This is a genomic window from Paraburkholderia sediminicola (genome assembly GCF_046026895.1).
Classification (GTDB): domain Bacteria; phylum Pseudomonadota; class Gammaproteobacteria; order Burkholderiales; family Burkholderiaceae; genus Paraburkholderia; species Paraburkholderia sediminicola_C.
The window spans coordinates 1-16,958 of sequence record NZ_JAQQEU010000021.1; the positions used below are offsets into that span (position 1 = coordinate 1).

The window sequence follows — 16,958 nt, forward strand, 5'->3', positions numbered from 1 at the left end:
CCCCCGCCCCCCCACCCCCCCCCCCCCCCCCCCCCCCCCGCCCGCCGCGGGCCGCGCCCCCCCCCCCCCCCCCCCCCCCGCGACGGCGCCATCTTTGATAGCATCGGTCTCGACCCATAAACGGCGGGACCACAACCAGTGCGAGTCAACCATCAGGCATTTTTCTGCTCGTTGTTCATCGCGCGTCTCGCCGATCAGGTCCTGCTGTTTCTCGTCCCCCTCGTCGTATTCCAGACCACACGCCAGGTCTCGTGGTCAGGCCTGGCGTTTTTCATCGAAACGCTGCCGCGCTACCTGGTGTTCCCGTTCTTCGGCGCATTGTGCGACCGCATCTCGCCGCTCCGGCTGATGCGGGTCAGTCAGGCCGTGCGCGCGCTGGTGTGTTTCGGCGGCGTGCTCGCGTACGCGCTGTGCGGCGGGATCGGCTGGCTGATCGCGCTGTCGGCGGCGTGCGGCGTGCTCACGAGTCAGGGGCTGGTGGCGCGCGAAGTCATGCTGCCGCAAATCTTCAGCACGCGGCAGTTTCAGCGCGTGCTCGCCTACTCGCAACTGGCCGACCAGTCAGGCTTCGTCCTCGGCCCGCTGCTGGCCGCGCTGCTGCTCGGCTGGTGGCGCTGGGAAGCGGTGGTGGGCATCACCGGCGCGCTGTTTCTCACCGCCGATGGCGCCTTGCTGCTGTGGCATCGCACGAGCGGGTTTAACCCCGGCAATCCACCGCCCGAGGCCGCGGGCCACTGGAGCCTGCCGTTGCGCATCGCACTGCGCCATGTGCTGGTGCTGCCTGGTCTGAAGAAGGTCGTGCTGCTGGCAGCCGCCGAAAACCTCGTGATCGGCGTGACGCTGGCCACGTCGGCCGCCATGGTGACGGGTTATCACGCGCAGTCGAACCACTACTATGCCGGCCTGCAAACGGCCGGCGCCGTCGCCACGGTGCTGATTCTTTTGACGATCGCGCGCACTGCATGGCCGGCCCGCGTGCTCGGCCGGGTCGCTTTCGTGGCGATCTGCGCGGGCGGCGTGATCGCCGGCACGAGTGCGGCGCCCTGGGGCTATGCGCTCGGCTTTCTATTGATCGTCGGCTTCGACAAGATGTTCAACGTCTACATCCGCAGCGCGCGTCAGCGAATCATTCCGCCGGCGGACTACGGCAAGACGACCGGCGTGGTGATCCTGCTGAACAACATGACTCAGCCGCTCGCCGGCTTGCTGGTCACGCTGTTCTCCACGCGCACGCAAACGGGCCCGCTGATCGTGACGCTTGCGGTCGCGATGGGCGGCATCGGGGCGGCGGTGTCGATCGGCTCGGCGCTGTGGCGGCGCAAGCGTGCACTGGCGCTTGGGGAATGACGCCTTATCCGGTCCGATGAGCGCCGCCAGGTTCGCGGATCCGGAAGGCGATGCACACCATGTCGTCATGCCTTAAGCGGAGCTTCAGTACTTAACGCCGCAATGCGCGTGTTCGGTTGGCACGTCGCAGCGGACTTCAGCAATGGCTGATGGAATCAGCATACGCCCGCCATTTTTGAGTGAATTAATTCATTGGGCTGTGATGCGGCGCACGGAAGTTATCAACAGAAACTGGGCACAAATCTGTGCATAACTATCGGCCAAAATCCGCAAGCCGTTGAAGCGATTGCCATTTTCAGCGCGATGCCGAAGTTGGGCACGCGCTCCCTTCAATCCCGCGCCGCGCCCTACGCAACGCCGAGCTGCGCGTCCTGCGCCGCCGACGCATGACGCGCCTCTGCGCGCCATTGCCGACGCGACTGCATCATCCGGCGCACCGCAACGCGCGCCATCCTGGGCCAGCGCGATGGCCGCGGGTCGCCCAGCATGCTGAGCGCGAACGCCGACGCGCCTTCGAGCGCCGCCTCCAGCGCACGCGACACGCGTCCCGGAAGCGGCGCAGCCGTCTGATATCGAACCCGGCGCTTGAAGAAAAAAATCGCCGGCGCGATTTCGAGGCCGCCGCCGATCATCGCGAGCCGCCACGAGCGACAGCGGCCCACTCGCGCGGAGACGATCTGCAACATATCAACAACCGGTCACGCCGCCGCAGCTTGCGGCATCGCCTCACCCTGCTCACCGCCCAACGCATCGAGCAGATCCGTCAGCATGCGGTCGAGCTCGGCGGTCATCAGCGTGAGGTCGGAATCGAAGCGCTCATCGTCGTTCTGCGCGGTCGGATCGCTCGCTTCCTTCAGCACGTCGAGCGGCGCGATGCGCTTGATCGTCAACGAAGGCGTCAGCACGAATGACACGCGATCGTTCCACGTCATCGCGAGACGCATGCATTGCTTGCCGGCTTCGATATGCCGGCGCATATCTTCGGTGTCCAAAGTATGTCCGACGTAGCGCACGGTGGCGTTGCCTTCCGTGGGCGAGCGCAATTCGGTGTCCTGGTCGAGCGTGAAGCCTGCCGGACCCTCGCCGGAGAGCAGCCATTCCGTCATCGCCGCGACCGGCGACTGCGTGACGCGCACGGTGCCGAGCGGCAACTGATCGATCGACTTCACCAGCAGGCCGCGCACTTCATCGGCGACGGCTTGCGAGGCCGCGTCGATCACGAGCCAGCCGTTCTTGCAGTCGATCCACACGCGGGTGTCGCGGCGAATGCTGAACGCGCGCGGCAGCAGTTCGTCGGTGACCTGCTCCTTGAGTTCGCGCATCTGCTTGCGGCCAGGCCTGAAGCCCTGCTGCTCTTCGAGTTCGAGCGCGCGCGCCTTGGTCACCTGGGTGACGACCGACGCGGGCAGCAGTTTCTTTTCGGTGCGGAACACCAGCAGCATCTGGCCGTTGAGCGCGTACACCAGCGAGTCGTTGTCGCGCGGCGACGCCCAGCCGTGGCTTTGCATCTCGACGCTGTTGCCGGGTGCAAACGCGTGCGGCGCGAGCCACTTCTGCATCTGTTCAGGGGTGACGGACCACGGAGCGGGAAGGCGGTGCAACTGAAGGTTTTTGAACCACATGGGCGAGGTCGTTTCCGGGCAAAGCGCGACATTCTATATGACGACCGGGCCGCGGCGCGCTCGTCGAGCCCCTCGACTCGCCGGCTATTTCCAACCGGGAAGCGAAATTCATTTAAGCGACAGACCGAATATCAGACACCACTTACTAGCCAGCGAATGCGTGTGGTCCGCTTCACGTTCACTTCGCCTTCTCTGGAGCACGCCACTGCCACCTCATCAGTTTCCCGCGTCGCCCGGCTGATGCCGCTCGGCTTGGTCAGGCCGTAATGGTTTTGTCCTATCCGTTCTGGAGCGCGCTTTACGCGCAAATCACCTAGACTTTTTGATAGATACGACCAAGACGGAGGCGGCCATGGCCGATGAAACCGCACACTGGCAAGTAGTGGAATACGAGGGCTTCGAAATTCACGTGTCACCTGTTCCCAAAAATGCACCCGACGCAGCGAACCCGTCAGCCGCGGCGGATAACCGTTACACCTATCTCGGCTACGTCTGCCACCCGGGCGCCGATCCCGCCATTCCCGGCCACGCGGTGCCGTTTCATGCGGATGGCGAAGAGAGCTTCGCCGGCGAGGACGAAGCACTTTACGAAGCCGTGCATGTGGGCCGCAGCATCATCGACGGCACGCATCCGGACTTGACGGTACTGCCGCTGGTGACGGGCGGGGTGTGATGCCCGTGAGCGGCACGGACGCTCACGTGAGCGCCCCGCCCGGACACCGGCACCCGTCAGCCGAACGCCCGCTTGATCCGCGACTTCAGCAGCGCGCGCCGCAGACGCCCGGTGCGCTCAGGCTCGGTGACCGCCGGCCCGCCTTCGACAGCGGTGCCCCGGCGCAGATAGTAACGATCGAAAGTGGCCTGCGTCATGCCCCACTTGTTGAGAAACTGGCGACGCCCGTCGTTCTTGACGACCTTGCCGGTGCTCTTCTGCTGGAAGTGATAGACCAGACTGTCGCCGACACCGAGGAACACGCGGCAGCCGGCGTCCCACAGCTTCATCGAGAAGTCGTTGTCGCTGCTCATGCCGGGACTCAGTTCGCTGCTATACCCGCCCACCTTATGCCACCAGTCGCGATGCACGAGCGTTGGCGGCCAGGTCGCGCCGCGCCAGTCGGCGCGCACGAGGCCGGGCGTCGCGGCGACCAGCTGCTCGGCGCTAAACGACTGCACGTCGCGGCCGAAATTCTGCACGACCACGCACGGATTGCCGGAGTCGACGGGTTCGATCATCGTGCCGGACAGCATGAACAGGTTGTCGGCGGGCATCTGCGCGAGGCGTTTGACGAGCGCGTCGTCCCAGCCGGGGCAGCAGTACATGTCGTCGTTCATGTAGACGATGTAGTCGCGCGTGGCCCGCGCCGCCGCGAGGTTGACCGCGTGACAGATACCGATGTTGCCGGGCGACGCCGTATGTTCGATGCCTTCGTCGCGCACCCAGGCGAGCGTGCCGTCCGAGCCGTCGTTGACGTGCACGATCATCTGATGCGCGTGCGTCGAATGGCGCCGCAGGCTCTCGATCACGAGGCGCAGGTAAGGCAGGTTGTTCCAGGTCGGAATGATGATTGAGAACATCGATGCGGTCCGTTGAGCTGCGTGCGGGCGCGGCGGGCGCCGCGCGCCGGTCATGAGTTTCGCGGCGATTGTACCGCCGCCGGCCCGGGCGACAAACCTTGCGGCGCCGGTTGCGAGGCTGGCGGCCGCGCTATCGCGCAGGCGGCAGGCTTGCGGCGCTCATGCGCTCAGTGGTCGCACGCCAGGCGGCCCGAATGACCGCGCGCCGCCCCGTCTCGCCGGCCGCCGCCGCGCAGACCACGGCCTGCGCCCGACAGCAAGCATTCTGCAAGGAGGGGCACGGTTATAATCGCGGTCGCTCTACCGTCTTGAAAATGTCACCAAATGGTCCGGCTTCCCAGCAACCCCACCACCGGAACGGTAGTGTTCATACAAATTGTTGCCCTATGATTTTTGCTTCCAGTCTGGTCTGGCTCAGCTCAGCCCTGCTGTTTCTCGCGCCCGCCGTCAATCTGATGTGGCGCGGGGGCACCGGCTACTGCTTCTTCGCACTTCTCGCGCTGGCGCTCGGCGCCGCTGTGGTCAACCGCCGCATGCCGGGCTATTTCTCCGCGCTGCGCACCTACGGCTGGTTCACCGTCGGCATGCTGGCCCTCGTCGTGGCGATCGGCGTCCAGCAACTGGTGTTCGGCTACTGGCTGCCCCGACAGTTCGACGCATTGTCGCGCTTCGTGCTGGCGTTGCCGGTGTTCCTGCTGCTGCGGCAATTGCCGTCGCGCAATTTGCGCATGATCGGCTGGGGCTGCGCGGTCGGCGCGCTGGCGGTCGGTGTTTGGGCGATCGTCGATCAGCCCCCCGGCGGATGGACCGATGCGAACCGTCTGAATAATTCCTACACGAATGCGATCCCGTTCGGCGATACCGCGTTGCTGCTCGCGTTTCTGTCGGTCTTCACGCTCGGCTGGGACAATCCGCGCGACTGGCGCGTGCTGCTGCCGCGCCTCGTGGCGCTAGTCTCGGGTGGCTATGCGTCGTATCTGTCGGGCACGCGCGGCGGCTGGCTGGCCGTGCCGGTCTTCGTCGTGCTGCTCGGCATGCAGTATCAGTGGTTTGCGCACAGGAAGCGTCTGTTGATCGCGATGCTGGCGATCGTGCTCGTGGCCGGCGCGCTGCTGTCGACCGAGCGCATCCAGAAGCGCATCTCCGAAGCGTCGACCGACGTGTCGATGATGCACAAGGGTGAGGACTCCACGCCAGTGGGGCTGCGTCTGCAATTGTGGAACGCATCGCGGCTGATCTTCATGCAGCACCCAGTGTACGGAATCGGCAAGGGGCGTCTGGTCGACGAGCTGGACGTGCTGGCCAAACGCGGCGAAGTGAAAGCCGAAATCGTCAACGAGCGCGCGCACAGCGACTTCTTCTCGACGCTCGCCGAGATGGGCGCGATCGGCGTGATCTGCCTGCTGCTGTTCTACCACGGGATCTCGGTGTATTTCTGGCGGCACCGGCGCTCGACCGATCCGGCCATCCGCGCGGCCTCCTATGCGGGCCTCGCGGTCGCCACCAGCACGGTGATTTTCGGCCTCACCATCGACGTGCTCGTGCCGATCATGGTCACCGTGCTGCTCGCGCTGCTGGTCGCGGCGCTGCTGGCGGTCGTCGATGCGAGAAAGCGCGAGCTGCGGCAAATGGCGCCAGCGCCCGCGTCGAACGCGACGCGCCGCGCGGCACGCGTCAAGGTCTGAGCTCGCGCCAGTTTCTTCGAGGCCGGCGCTGAGCGGGTTCGGCGAAGTTGCGAAGGCTACCCACGTTCCGCCCATCGGCCGGCTTGCGCTGCCCCGCTTCGGCCGCGCTGCGGCGCGCGGCGTTCATCGGTCAGTTCAACGCGTGAACAGCGCATACAGCGCGGCGACATGAGCATCGACACTCGGGTCGTACACCAGACAGTCGAGCGGCTGCGTGATCCGCGCGCCGCCGTCGCGCACCCGCTGCACCGCCTGCTCGATCGCCCGCTCGAAATTCCCCGCCGACTGGCGCGAAAACTCGATCTTCGCCGCCCCCGTCACCGTCTCCGCCGAGCCGACGTTGTCCGCGATCACGAGCGGCGTGCCGCACATCACCGACTCGACGCCCACCAGCCCGAACGGCTCATACGCGGACGCGACGACCGTGAAGTCGGCCGCCGCGAAAAGCTTCTCCATCTCCTTGCTGTAGCCGAGATAGCGAATCGTCTCGCCGGTTTTCGGCACGGGGCGCCCCGCCACGACGAGGCACACCGGCAGCGTGGTCCGTGCAAAGAATTCTTCCAGCAACGGATAGCCTTTGCGTTCGTGACTGGTCGACGAAAACAGGAAGATCACCCGGTCTTCGGGCAGGTCGAGCTGACGGCGCACCGCCGCGCGCGCCGCGTCGGCGAGCGGCTGGAAGCGCGCGGTGTCGACGGGCGGATAGAGCACGTCGATACGCCCGGCGGGCACGCCGTAAAAGCGCTGCAACTCGCGGCTCATCAATTGCGAATGCGCGACGATCGACCGCGCGTGCGTGTAGACGCGCCGCTCCATGTCGATCTGCCATTCGTCGCTGCGCCGCGCGCGGCGCCCGGCGGCTTCGAGCGAGCCCTGATGCGTGCCGCCGCACAACGCGACGTCGGCCTGGGTGGAGTGATTGATCGAAAACACGCAGACGGGCCTGTGCCGTTTGAGCCGCTGCTTCAGCCGCCAGTCGAACGCCAGATTGCGCAGCTTGCGCGGCGCCCAGCGCACGTTCAGCGGCTGCGCGTCGATCCACGCTGCCTCGGGCAGCGCGCGGTCGATTTCGCGGGCGAAGAGCGTCGGCCGCAAGCCCATCCGATGCAAACCGGCGATCACGTCGCGGGTGTAGCGCTCGGCGCCGCCGCTATTCTTCAGCGCCTGGGCGGTCAGCGCGATGTCGGTGAGTGGGCGGCGGGTCGGCTCGGACAAGGATCGGATCTCGGTGAGTGCTGATGCGGCCAATACGCGGCGCAAGGCCGCGCGGGCCGGTTTTTGCGTTGGTTCGCGTTGGTTGTGCGAAAGCAGCGGCAATTGTAAAGGATGCCCTGCTCGCGACGCGCATCGCGCAGCCCGCGCGCCACCGATTAGAATCTAGCCCAATCGCACCCGCCCCCACTTCATGACCGATAGCCCGTCACCCCACTCTTCCTCCGCCGCGCCGCCCGCCGAGCGCCCGCTGGTCACACTGCTGCTGATCGCGTACAACCAGGCCGAGCAGATCGGCGACGCGGTGCGCAGCGCACTCGCGCAAACCTATCAGCCGCTCGAAATCATCATCTCCGACGACGCGTCGAGCGACGCCACCTTCGCCGCGATCGAAGCGGCGCTCGCCGGCTACCGCGGCCCGCATCGGGTGGTCACGCGGCGCAACGCAACCAACCAGGGGATCAGCGCGCACCTGTCACAAATCGCGCAGAGGGCACAGGGCGAACTGCTGTTCGTCGCCGCTGGCGACGACATGTCGGCGCCCACGCGCTGCGAACGGGTGGTCGATCTCTGGCTCGCGCGCGAGCGCCGTCCCGACCTGATCGCCACCGATCTCGCCGACATGGACGAAGCCGGCAACGTTCACGAACGGCTCAGCCCGACCGAACTGGATACCTACCGCACGTTCGACGACTGGCTGGCCAGCCGCCCCTGGCTGATCGGCGCGGCGCATACGTGGTCGCGGCGTCTGTTCGAGCGTTTCGGGCCGATGCTGCCGGGCGCGGCCGCCGAGGATCAGATCATGGTGCTGCGCGCGATCCTGTCGGGCGGCGCGGTGAGTCTGCGCGAGCCGCTGGTGCGCTACCGGCGCGGCGGGCTGTCGCGCAAACGCCGTTACCGCTCGGTGGACGAACTGATCGCGCGGATGCGCCAAAGCAATCGCCATGGGCTGGCGGAACTCGCGCAACTGCAGCGCGACGCCGAGATCGGCGGCGTGGGCGAGCGCATGCGCGCGGCGATGGCGCCCAAGCTCGCACGTGAGCAGTTCATCCGCGCGATGTTCGAGGCGGGCAGTCCAGGGGAGCGTATTGGTTTGCTGATGCACGGTGCCGGCGTGAAGCTCGGGCTGCGCATCCGCATGTTTCTATGTGCGAGTTGTCCGGCGGTCTACGCGCCGGGGATCTGGCTCAAGCGCGTCGTGCGCAAAGACCACAGCTGAAGGCGCGCCTCGGTGCGCGCGGTGATGAGCGGCCAATGCCCGCCGCCGTCGCGCCGTCGGGCCGACGCCGCCGGACTATGAAAAAAGGGCCTCGCTCAGCAGCGTGATGAGGCGCGGCGCCCAACCTCGGGCCAGACGCCGCTCGAACCGGCCGGATCAGGCCGCGTTCTGCTGGAACTGGATGCGATGCAGATGCGCATAGAGCCCCTCATGCTGCAACAGTTCGCGATGGCTGCCGCTCTCGACGATGCGTCCCGCTTCCATCACGAGAATCCGGTTCGCGCGCTCGATCGTCGACAGGCGGTGCGCGATGACCAGCGTCGTGCGGCCCTTCATCAAGGTTTCCAGCGCGGCCTGCACATGGCGTTCGGACTCGGAATCCAGCGCCGAGGTGGCTTCGTCGAGGATCAGGATCGGCGCGTCCTTGTAGATCGCGCGCGCGATCGCCAGACGCTGCCGCTGTCCGCCCGACAGCATCATGCCGTTGTCGCCGATCAGCGTGTCGATGCCGTTCGGCATGGTTTCGACGGTGTCCCACAGATTGGCTGCGCGCAGCGCCTCCTTGACCTTCTCCGGATCGGCTGCCTGGCCGTACGCGACGTTGTTCGCCACCGTGTCGTTGAACAGCACCACTTCCTGGCTCACCATCGCGATCTGGCTGCGCAGCGCGTGCAGGTCGTATTCCGGCAGCGCCACGCCGTCGACCAGAATCGCGCCGCCGGTCGGATCGAAAAAGCGCGGCAGCAGGTTCACCAGCGTGGTCTTGCCGCTGCCCGACGGGCCCGCCAGCGCCACCATCTCGCCCGGCGCCACCTTGAACGACACCCGGTCGAGCGTGTGGCGGTTGTGCGTGACGCTCGTGCCGTAAGTGAACGACACGTCGCGGAACTCCACTTCGCCGCGCGCGCGCTCGAGCGGCTTGCCGCCGCCTGCCGGCTCGGACGGCTCGTCGATCAGACCGAAGATCAGCTCGGCCGCGGTCATCCCGCGTTGCAGCGGCTGGTTCACGTCCATCAGGTGCTTGAGCGGCGAGATGATCAGCAGCATCGACGTGACGAACGCGACGAAGCCGCCCACCGTGGTCTGATCCGACGACGACTGCACCACCGCGATCGTGATCACGACGGCGAGCGCAATCGACGCGAGGAACTGCGTCAACGGCTGCGCGAGGCCGCCGGAAACCGTCATGCGCATCGCGTAGCCGCGCAGGCGCTTGCTCATCGCCGTGAAGCGGTCGATTTCGTACTGCTCGCCGTTATGCACCTTGACGACCTTGTAGCCACCCACCGTCTCTTCGACGATGTACGACAGCTCGTTGGTGAGCAGTTGATGCTCGCGGTTCAGGCGCCGCAAGCGGCGGTTGATCTTGCCGACCAGCCAGCCGATCCCCGGCAGCAGCACCGCGACGATCAGCGTCAAACGCCAGTTCAGATAGAACAGGTAGCCGAGCAGGAAGATCACCGTCAGCGAGTCGCGCACCAGCGTCACCATCACGCTCAGCAGCACGTTGAGGATCTGGTTCACCTCGAAGACGATCGCGTTGATCACCGTGCTCGCGGTCTCGCGCTGGAAGAACGCGACACTCGTGTGGATCATGCGGTTGAACATCGTCAGGCGCAGTTCGAGCAGGATCTTGTTCGACACGTACGCGAGCAGATAGCCAGACACATATTGCGACACGCCGCGCACCAGCGCGAGGCCGATCACCGCGACCGGCACGAACCACCTGGCGTTGTCGCTGGCGTGCGCGCCGAAACCTTTGTCCAGCAGCGGCTTGAGCAAGGCGGGGATGGCCGCGTCGGTGCCGGCGCTGACGGCCATCGCGGCGATCGCGCCGACCACCACCCACAGCAGCGGCTTGATATACGGCCAAAGGCGCCGGAAGACGACCGCCGGCGACGACGCCTCACCTGAACCGATGGGTTTGCTTAACGTTGGCTTCGCGCTCAAGGAATCCTCTGGGAATGCGGGACGGCAACCGCGCGACGGGCGGAATGGCCGCCGCGGGGAATATCAAAAAGGAGCATTGTAATCGGTTGGCGCGGCGGCCCGGACGTGGTGGTCGGGTGCCGGCTTCGTGGCGACCGGCCTGGCGACGAACGACGTGCCGCATGGCCACGTGCCGCTGGACGTGAAGGCCGCCAGGCAAAGCGCGCGGTATCGGCCGCACGTCTGCCCTGGCCGCCCGCGACCAGGCATAGGGCCGGATGAGCCCGGCTGTGTATACTCGCGTGACCCGTTTGCGCCGCTCGCTTGCGCAACTCGTTTCCGTCACTTCGCCTTCGCAATCCAGGTATGCAAGAAACCACCCTCGGCGTCGCCATCATCACCCGAAACGCGGCGGCACGGCTGGCCGAATGCCTGCAAGCCGTGGCCTTCGCCGATCAGATTGTCGTCATCGACGGCGGCAGCACCGACGGCACCACCGAGATCGCCCGCGCGCACGGCGCCCGCGTGATCGCACAAACCGACTGGCCGGGCTTCGGCCCGCAAAAGAACCGCGCGGTGGACGCGCTCAGCACGAGCTGGATTCTGTCGATCGACGCCGACGAGATCGTCTCGCCGGAACTCGCGTCAGCGATCCGCGCGGCGCTGATGGCGCCCACCGCCGACGTCTACGCGGTGGACCGGCTGTCGAGTTTCTGCGGCCACTGGATTCATCATAGCGGCTGGTATCCGGACTGGATTCCGCGCCTGTTCAAACGCGGCGCCGCGCGTTTTTCCGACGACCTCGTGCACGAGCGCCTAGTGTTCGACACGCCCGCCCAGCGCCTGACGGGCAGGCTGATGCACTACTCGTACGAGGACTTCGAAGGCGTATTGCGCAAGCTCGACGCGTATTCGACGGCGGGCGCACAGCAACGTTACGTGGCGGGTCAGCGCGGCAGTTTCGGCAAGGCGCTCGGGCGCGGCGCGTGGGCGTTCGTGCGGACCTACCTGCTGCGGCGTGGCTTTCTGGATGGCCGGGCCGGCTTGATGATCGCGGTGTTCAATGCGGAAACGGTGTACTACCGGTTTATGAAGCTGGCGCGTTTGGGTGAACAGACGGGCGCGCAGACGCGGCGCTAAGTGGCCGGAAAAGGCGGTATGGAACGACGGTGATCAACTTCGCTGCCCGTTGGTTGACATGGAGCGACGCCGCGCCAGGTTGAGCACCGCCGCATCGCGCAACGCTCGCATTCGAATCGCGTCAGCCGCTTCGACAATACAACGCGCCGCCGGCATTCGCCGCCGCAACTTCCGACAGGGTCTTGCCCGCGCGAACCGAGCGACCCGCCCGGCCCGCGCGACCAACACCCAATCCTCAATACACGATCTCGATCGAGCTTCCCGCAAACTCGCCGCGCAACGCGGCAAGCAGCTCGTCGGTCGGCTTCACGCGCCAGGCGTCGCCCAGACGCATCTCCCCTTGCGCCTTCTCGCTGCGATAGACCACCTGCACCGCCAGGCCGTTCGGAATCTGCACCGCCTGACGCTGACGGCCATTGTCGCCGCCATAGCCGCCGCCGTTGCGCGCGCCGCCACCATTGCCGCCGCGCGATGAAGCCGCCGGCGCAGCCGCCGCTTGCGGCTCGTCCTTGCCCGCGCTATGTGCTTCGAGCACACGACGCAACGCCAGCGCGTCCGCATTGCCGTTCATCTGCACCTTCACGGCTTCCGCGTAACGGCAGCGCGCGCGGCCGAGGTCCATGACCGTGTCGACAGTGAAGCGGATGCCGCCCGTGAACGCGTCGTTACGTGCCTGGCCTTGCACGACCAGCAGTTCGTCTTCCTTGAACAACGGCTTGTGCGCCTCGAAAGTCTCGTTGAAGACCGTCACTTCGCACTGGCCCGTGCCGTCGTCGAGCAGTGCGATCAGCATCTTGCCGCGCTGGGTCATCTGCGTGCGCAGCGACGCGATCACCCCGGCGACCAGCTTGTCACGCCCTTCCTTCAACTCGCCGATCTTCTGCCGCACGAAGCGCCGCACTTCGTCCTTGTACGCGTCGAACAGATGGCCCGACAGGTAGAAGCCGAGCGCGGCCTTCTCTTCCTGCAGCTTCTTTTTTTCCGGCCATTCCGGCTCGTCGATCAGTTCGTGACCTTGCGACGGCGCGTCGCCCATGTCGAACAGACCTGCCTGCAACGCATTGGCGCTCGCCTGCTCGGCCGCTTCCATCGCGAGCGAGACCGACGCGATCAGTTGCGCGCGATTGGCGTGCAAGGTGTCGAACGCGCCCGCGCGAATCAACGCCTCGATCGTGCGGCGATTGACGATCCGGCGGTCGACGCGGTTGCAGAAATCGAAAATGTCGATGAACGGACCGTCCTCGCGCGCGCGCAGGATTTCTTCGATCGCGTTCTGGCCGCTGCCCTTGATCGCACCGAGCCCGTAACGGATGGTTTTGGAGCGCTTGCCGTCCGGCTCGGCAACCGGCTCGAAGCGATACGCGGACAGATTCACGTCCGGCGGCAGCACCGCCATCTTGTTCGCGAGGCAGTCTTCGAACAGGATCTTGACCTTGTCCGTGTCGTCCATTGCGAGCGACATATTCGCCGCCATGAACTCCGCCGGATGGTGCGCCTTCAGCCACGCGGTGTAGTACGCGAGCAGCGCATACGCGGCCGCGTGCGACTTGTTGAAGCCGTAGCCGGCGAACTTCTCCATCAAGTCGAAAATTTCGTCGGCCTTCTCGCCGGTCAGCCCGTTCTTCGCCGCGCCCTGCCGGAACAGTTCGCGATGCTGGGCCATTTCCTCGGCTTTCTTCTTACCCATCGCGCGGCGCAGCAGGTCGGCGCCCCCCAGCGAGTAGCCGCCGATGATCTGCGCCATCTGCATCACCTGCTCCTGGTAGACCATGATGCCGTAGGTCTCTTTCAGAACAGGTTCGACGCGCGGATCGGGATACTCGACCACTTCGCGGCCGTGCTTACGCGCACAGAAGCTCGGGATCAGGTCCATCGGGCCCGGACGGTACAACGCGACCAGCGCGATGATGTCCTCGAAGCGGTCGGGCTGCGCGTCTTTCAGCATGCCCTGCATGCCCCGGCTTTCCAGCTGGAACACGGCGACCGTGTTGGCCTTCTTCAGGATCGAGAACGACGCCGGGTCGTCCAGCGGCACCTGGCCGAGCGACCAGTCCTGCTTCGACGGGTCGAGACGGCGGATATAACGCTCGGCCCAGTCGAGAATCGTCAGCGTGGTCAGACCCAGAAAGTCGAACTTCACGAGGCCGACAGCCTCGACGTCGTCCTTATCGTACTGGCTGACGACGCCGCTTTCGTCGCCCTGCGTGTACAGCGGGCAGAAGTCGGTCAGCTTGCCGGGCGCGATCAGCACGCCGCCCGCGTGCATGCCGACGTTACGCGTGAGCCCTTCCACACGCTGGGCGAGTTCGAGTAGCTGATGCACTTCGTCTTCGTTGTCGAAGCGCTCCTGCAACAGCGGCTCTTCCTTCATCGCGTCGGCGATCGTGACGTGCTTGCCCGGCTTGAACGGAATCAGCTTCGCGATCCCGTCGGTGAACATGTAGCCGAGATCGAGCACGCGGCCGATATCGCGCACCGCCGCTTTCGCCGCCATCGTGCCGAAGGTCGCGATCTGCGACACCGCGTCCGCGCCGTACTTCTCCTTCACGTACTGGATCACGCGATCGCGCCCGTGCTGGCAGAAGTCGATGTCGAAGTCGGGCATCGACACCCGCTCCGGATTCAGGAAACGCTCGAACAGCAGGTTGTAGCGCAGCGGATCGAGATCGGTCACGCCGAGCGCGTAGGCGACCAGCGAACCCGCGCCCGAGCCCCGGCCCGGCCCGACCGGCACGCCGTTGTTCTTGGCCCAGTTGATGAAGTCCGCGACGATCAGGAAGTAGCCCGGAAAGCCCATCTTGATGATCGTGCCGCACTCGAATTCGAGGCGCTCGTAATACGTGGCGCGCTGCGCGGCGCGCTCGGCCTCGATCGGGTACAACTGTTCGAGACGTTTTTCGAGCCCCTCTTTCGACAGCAGCACGAGGTAGTCGTCGAGCGACATGCCGTCGGGCGTCGGGAATAGCGGCAGCTTCGGCTTGCCGAGTTCGAGCGTGAGGTTGCAGCGCCTGGCGATCTCGACCGTATTGGCGAGCGCCGACGGAATGTCCGCGAACAGCGCGGCCATCTCCTCTTGCGTGCGGAAATACTGCTCGGACGTAAAGCGCTTCTGGCGGCGCGGATTCGCGAGAATGTCGCCTTCGGAAATACACACACGCGCTTCGTGCGCGGTGAAGTCGTCCGGCGTCATGAACTGCATCGGATGCGTGGCGACCACCGGCAATTTCAGCGACGCCGCCAGCGCGACCGCCTGCTGCACATACTGCTCGCCGCCCGGCTGACCGCAACGCTGCAACTCGATGTAGAAACCGCTCGGGAACACCTTCGCCCAATGCAGCGCGTTGCGCTTCGCCGCTTCCTCGTTGCCGGCCGCGAGCGCGAGGCCGACGTCGCCCTGCTGCGCGCCCGACACCGCGAGCAGCCCTTCGCCGAGACCCGATTCGAGCCAGCCGGCTTCGACTTCCGCGCGGCCGCGATACTGGTTCGTGAGCGAGGCCTTGCTGAGCAGCTCGCACAGGTTCAGATAGCCGCGCCGGTCCTTGACCAGCAGCAGCAAACGGGAAGGCTTGTCGCGGTCGTCCGGATTGGTGATCCAGACGTCGCAGCCGGCAATGGGTTTGACCCCTTTGCCACGGGCTTCCTTGTAGAAACGGACGAGGCCGAACGCATTGCCGAGATCGGTGAGGGCGAGTGCGCCCTGACCGTCTTTGGCTGCCGCCTTGACGATGTCGTCAAGACGCACGATGCCATCGGCAATCGAAAATTCGGAGTGAACGCGGAGATGAACGAAGCGGGGATCTGACATGGGCGACATTGTAACTCCACCCTCCCGCCGTGTTCAGGCCAAAACCGCGCGTTAGCCATCCGGCTTAGGACGCGCAAGCGGAAGCGCCGCGCACGGCTTGCGGCGACGGGCCAAGCGCGCCAGTTGCGCCAATCGGCGCCGATCAGCATCAATCGTCACCGCAAGTTGCCCGGCGATTTGATCTGGGGCAACCGGCCGACCATTCGGCCGAGTCCGGCAAAACGCCGGGTTGAGGGATAATAGCGGTTTCGCCCTTTTCGACGTGGCCGCGACACCTTGGCTCAGCCCGGCTTCCCCACGCGCAACGCGGCGGCTCAACGCCCCCCGCTTTTCGCCACGCCGGCCACTTCTTACCGCTGGACACACATGAGTATCGTCAATCTCGCCGCGTATCACTTCGCGACCATCGAAGACACCGCCGCATGGCGCCCGTTCGTCACTGAACGCTGCAACGCGCTCGGCCTGCGCGGCACCATCCTGCTGGCGCCGGAAGGCATCAACCTGTTCGTCGCCGGCACGCGCGAGAACACGGACGCGTTCATCGACTATATCCGCCACGACGCGCTGTTCGAAGGCAAGTTCGCGAACCTGCAATTCAAGGAAAGCCTGTCGGAAAAGCAGCCGTTCACGCGCATGCTGGTCAAGCTCAAGCGCGAAATCATCACGATGAAGAAGCCGGCCATCCGTCCGGAACTCGGCCGCGCGCCGTTCGTCGACGCTCCCACGCTGAAGCACTGGCTGGACCGCGGTCACGACGACGAAGGCCGCCCGGTGGTCATGCTCGACACGCGCAACGCATTCGAAGTCGACGTCGGCACGTTCGACAACGCGCTCGACTACCGCATTACGAAATTCAGCGAGTTTCCGGAAGTGATCGAGAACAATCGCGCCGATCTCGAAGGCAAGACGGTGGTGTCGTTCTGCACCGGCGGGATTCGCTGCGAGAAGGCCGCGATCCACATGAAGGAAGTCGGCATCGAGAACGTGTACCAGCTCGAAGGCGGCATCCTGAAGTATTTCGAGGAAGTGGGCGGCGCGCATTATCACGGCGACTGCTTCGTGTTCGACTACCGCACCGCGCTGAATCCGCAACTGGAGCCGACGGCGACCGCGCAATGCTTCGGCTGCCGCGCCGTGGTCACGCCCGACGCGCAACAGTCGCCGCTGTACGTGGCGGGCAAGACGTGTCCGGCGTGCCATCCGGACAGCAAGGCCGCGCAAGCCGCGTAATGACGGCGGCGTACGGCGGGCGAATGAGGCCGCGCGCGCGGGTCCGGGCTGGCGGGTCGCATGCGTCTACAGGCGCCGCGCCTTGCCTGAAGCCCGTATCGGCCTGTGCGTGTGAAGCGGCATTTGCCGGCGCCGCGGCTGCCTCGGCGCCCTCGCCCTCTGCCGCCCTCATGCCCGTCGCGTTGCTGCCCGTA

The 16,958-nt window shown here is 65.8% G+C and carries 12 protein-coding genes; 6 read left to right on the forward strand and 6 right to left on the reverse strand.

Translation table 11 applies throughout. The features are described from left to right. The first annotated feature begins 138 nt into the window (after positions 1 to 138). A complete protein-coding gene (locus tag PQR02_RS16730) occupies positions 139 to 1,347 on the forward strand; it encodes an MFS transporter (RefSeq protein WP_408232845.1) in 1,209 nt (402 codons plus the stop codon). A gap of 347 nt (positions 1,348 to 1,694) precedes the next feature. Here PQR02_RS16730 and PQR02_RS16735 read toward each other — a convergent pair whose 3' ends face one another. Together PQR02_RS16735 and PQR02_RS16740 are read right to left on the reverse strand one after the other, a co-directional pair. After that, the gene (locus PQR02_RS16735) at positions 1,695 to 2,033 is read right to left on the reverse strand and encodes a hypothetical protein (RefSeq protein WP_408232848.1); all 339 of its coding nucleotides are present in this window, start codon (positions 2,031 to 2,033) and stop codon (positions 1,695 to 1,697) included. Between the two features lie 12 nt (positions 2,034 to 2,045). After that, positions 2,046 to 2,969 (reverse strand): recombination-associated protein RdgC, encoded by a 924-nt coding sequence (locus PQR02_RS16740; RefSeq protein WP_408232851.1) that lies wholly within the window; start codon positions 2,967 to 2,969, stop codon positions 2,046 to 2,048. Positions 2,970 to 3,321: 352 nt separating this feature from the next. Between PQR02_RS16740 and PQR02_RS16745 the strand changes: the two genes are divergently transcribed. Beyond that, positions 3,322 to 3,642, forward strand: coding sequence for a hypothetical protein (locus PQR02_RS16745; protein ID WP_408232854.1), 321 nt, complete (start codon positions 3,322 to 3,324; stop codon positions 3,640 to 3,642). A gap of 56 nt (positions 3,643 to 3,698) precedes the next feature. Here the strand turns inward: PQR02_RS16745 and PQR02_RS16750 are convergent, their stop codons facing one another. Next, entirely contained in the window at positions 3,699 to 4,544 is an 846-nt protein-coding gene (locus tag PQR02_RS16750; RefSeq protein WP_408232857.1) for a glycosyltransferase family 2 protein, read from the reverse strand. Between the two features lie 386 nt (positions 4,545 to 4,930). Here PQR02_RS16750 and PQR02_RS16755 point away from each other — a divergent pair, with 386 nt between their 5' ends. Next, positions 4,931 to 6,229 carry an O-antigen ligase family protein gene (locus PQR02_RS16755; RefSeq protein WP_408232860.1) on the forward strand — a complete coding sequence of 433 codons (1,299 nt, stop codon included), beginning with the start codon at positions 4,931 to 4,933 and terminating at the stop codon, positions 6,227 to 6,229. Positions 6,230 to 6,364: 135 nt separating this feature from the next. Here the strand turns inward: PQR02_RS16755 and PQR02_RS16760 are convergent, their stop codons facing one another. After that, on the reverse strand, positions 6,365 to 7,444 hold the full coding sequence (locus PQR02_RS16760; RefSeq protein WP_408232863.1) for a glycosyltransferase family 4 protein: 1,080 nt from the start codon (positions 7,442 to 7,444) through the stop codon (positions 6,365 to 6,367). Between the two features lie 190 nt (positions 7,445 to 7,634). Here PQR02_RS16760 and PQR02_RS16765 point away from each other — a divergent pair, with 190 nt between their 5' ends. Further along, positions 7,635 to 8,660 (forward strand): glycosyltransferase family 2 protein, encoded by a 1,026-nt coding sequence (locus PQR02_RS16765; RefSeq protein ID WP_408232866.1) that lies wholly within the window; start codon positions 7,635 to 7,637, stop codon positions 8,658 to 8,660. Between the two features lie 156 nt (positions 8,661 to 8,816). Here the strand turns inward: PQR02_RS16765 and msbA are convergent, their stop codons facing one another. Then, positions 8,817 to 10,610, reverse strand: coding sequence for a lipid A export permease/ATP-binding protein MsbA (gene msbA / locus PQR02_RS16770; RefSeq protein WP_408232869.1), 1,794 nt, complete (start codon positions 10,608 to 10,610; stop codon positions 8,817 to 8,819). A 345-nt stretch (positions 10,611 to 10,955) separates the two neighbouring features. On the opposite strand from msbA, the gene PQR02_RS16775 reads away from it, so the two are divergent. Continuing rightward, entirely contained in the window at positions 10,956 to 11,729 is a 774-nt protein-coding gene (locus tag PQR02_RS16775; protein ID WP_408232872.1) for a glycosyltransferase family 2 protein, read from the forward strand. A gap of 235 nt (positions 11,730 to 11,964) precedes the next feature. Here the strand turns inward: PQR02_RS16775 and dnaE are convergent, their stop codons facing one another. After that, positions 11,965 to 15,543 (reverse strand): DNA polymerase III subunit alpha, encoded by a 3,579-nt coding sequence (gene dnaE / locus PQR02_RS16780; RefSeq protein ID WP_408232875.1) that lies wholly within the window; start codon positions 15,541 to 15,543, stop codon positions 11,965 to 11,967. Between the two features lie 357 nt (positions 15,544 to 15,900). Here dnaE and PQR02_RS16785 point away from each other — a divergent pair, with 357 nt between their 5' ends. Beyond that, positions 15,901 to 16,764, forward strand: a complete 864-nt coding sequence (locus tag PQR02_RS16785; protein ID WP_408232878.1) for a sulfurtransferase — start codon at positions 15,901 to 15,903, stop codon at positions 16,762 to 16,764. The last annotated feature ends 194 nt before the right edge of the window (positions 16,765 to 16,958 follow it).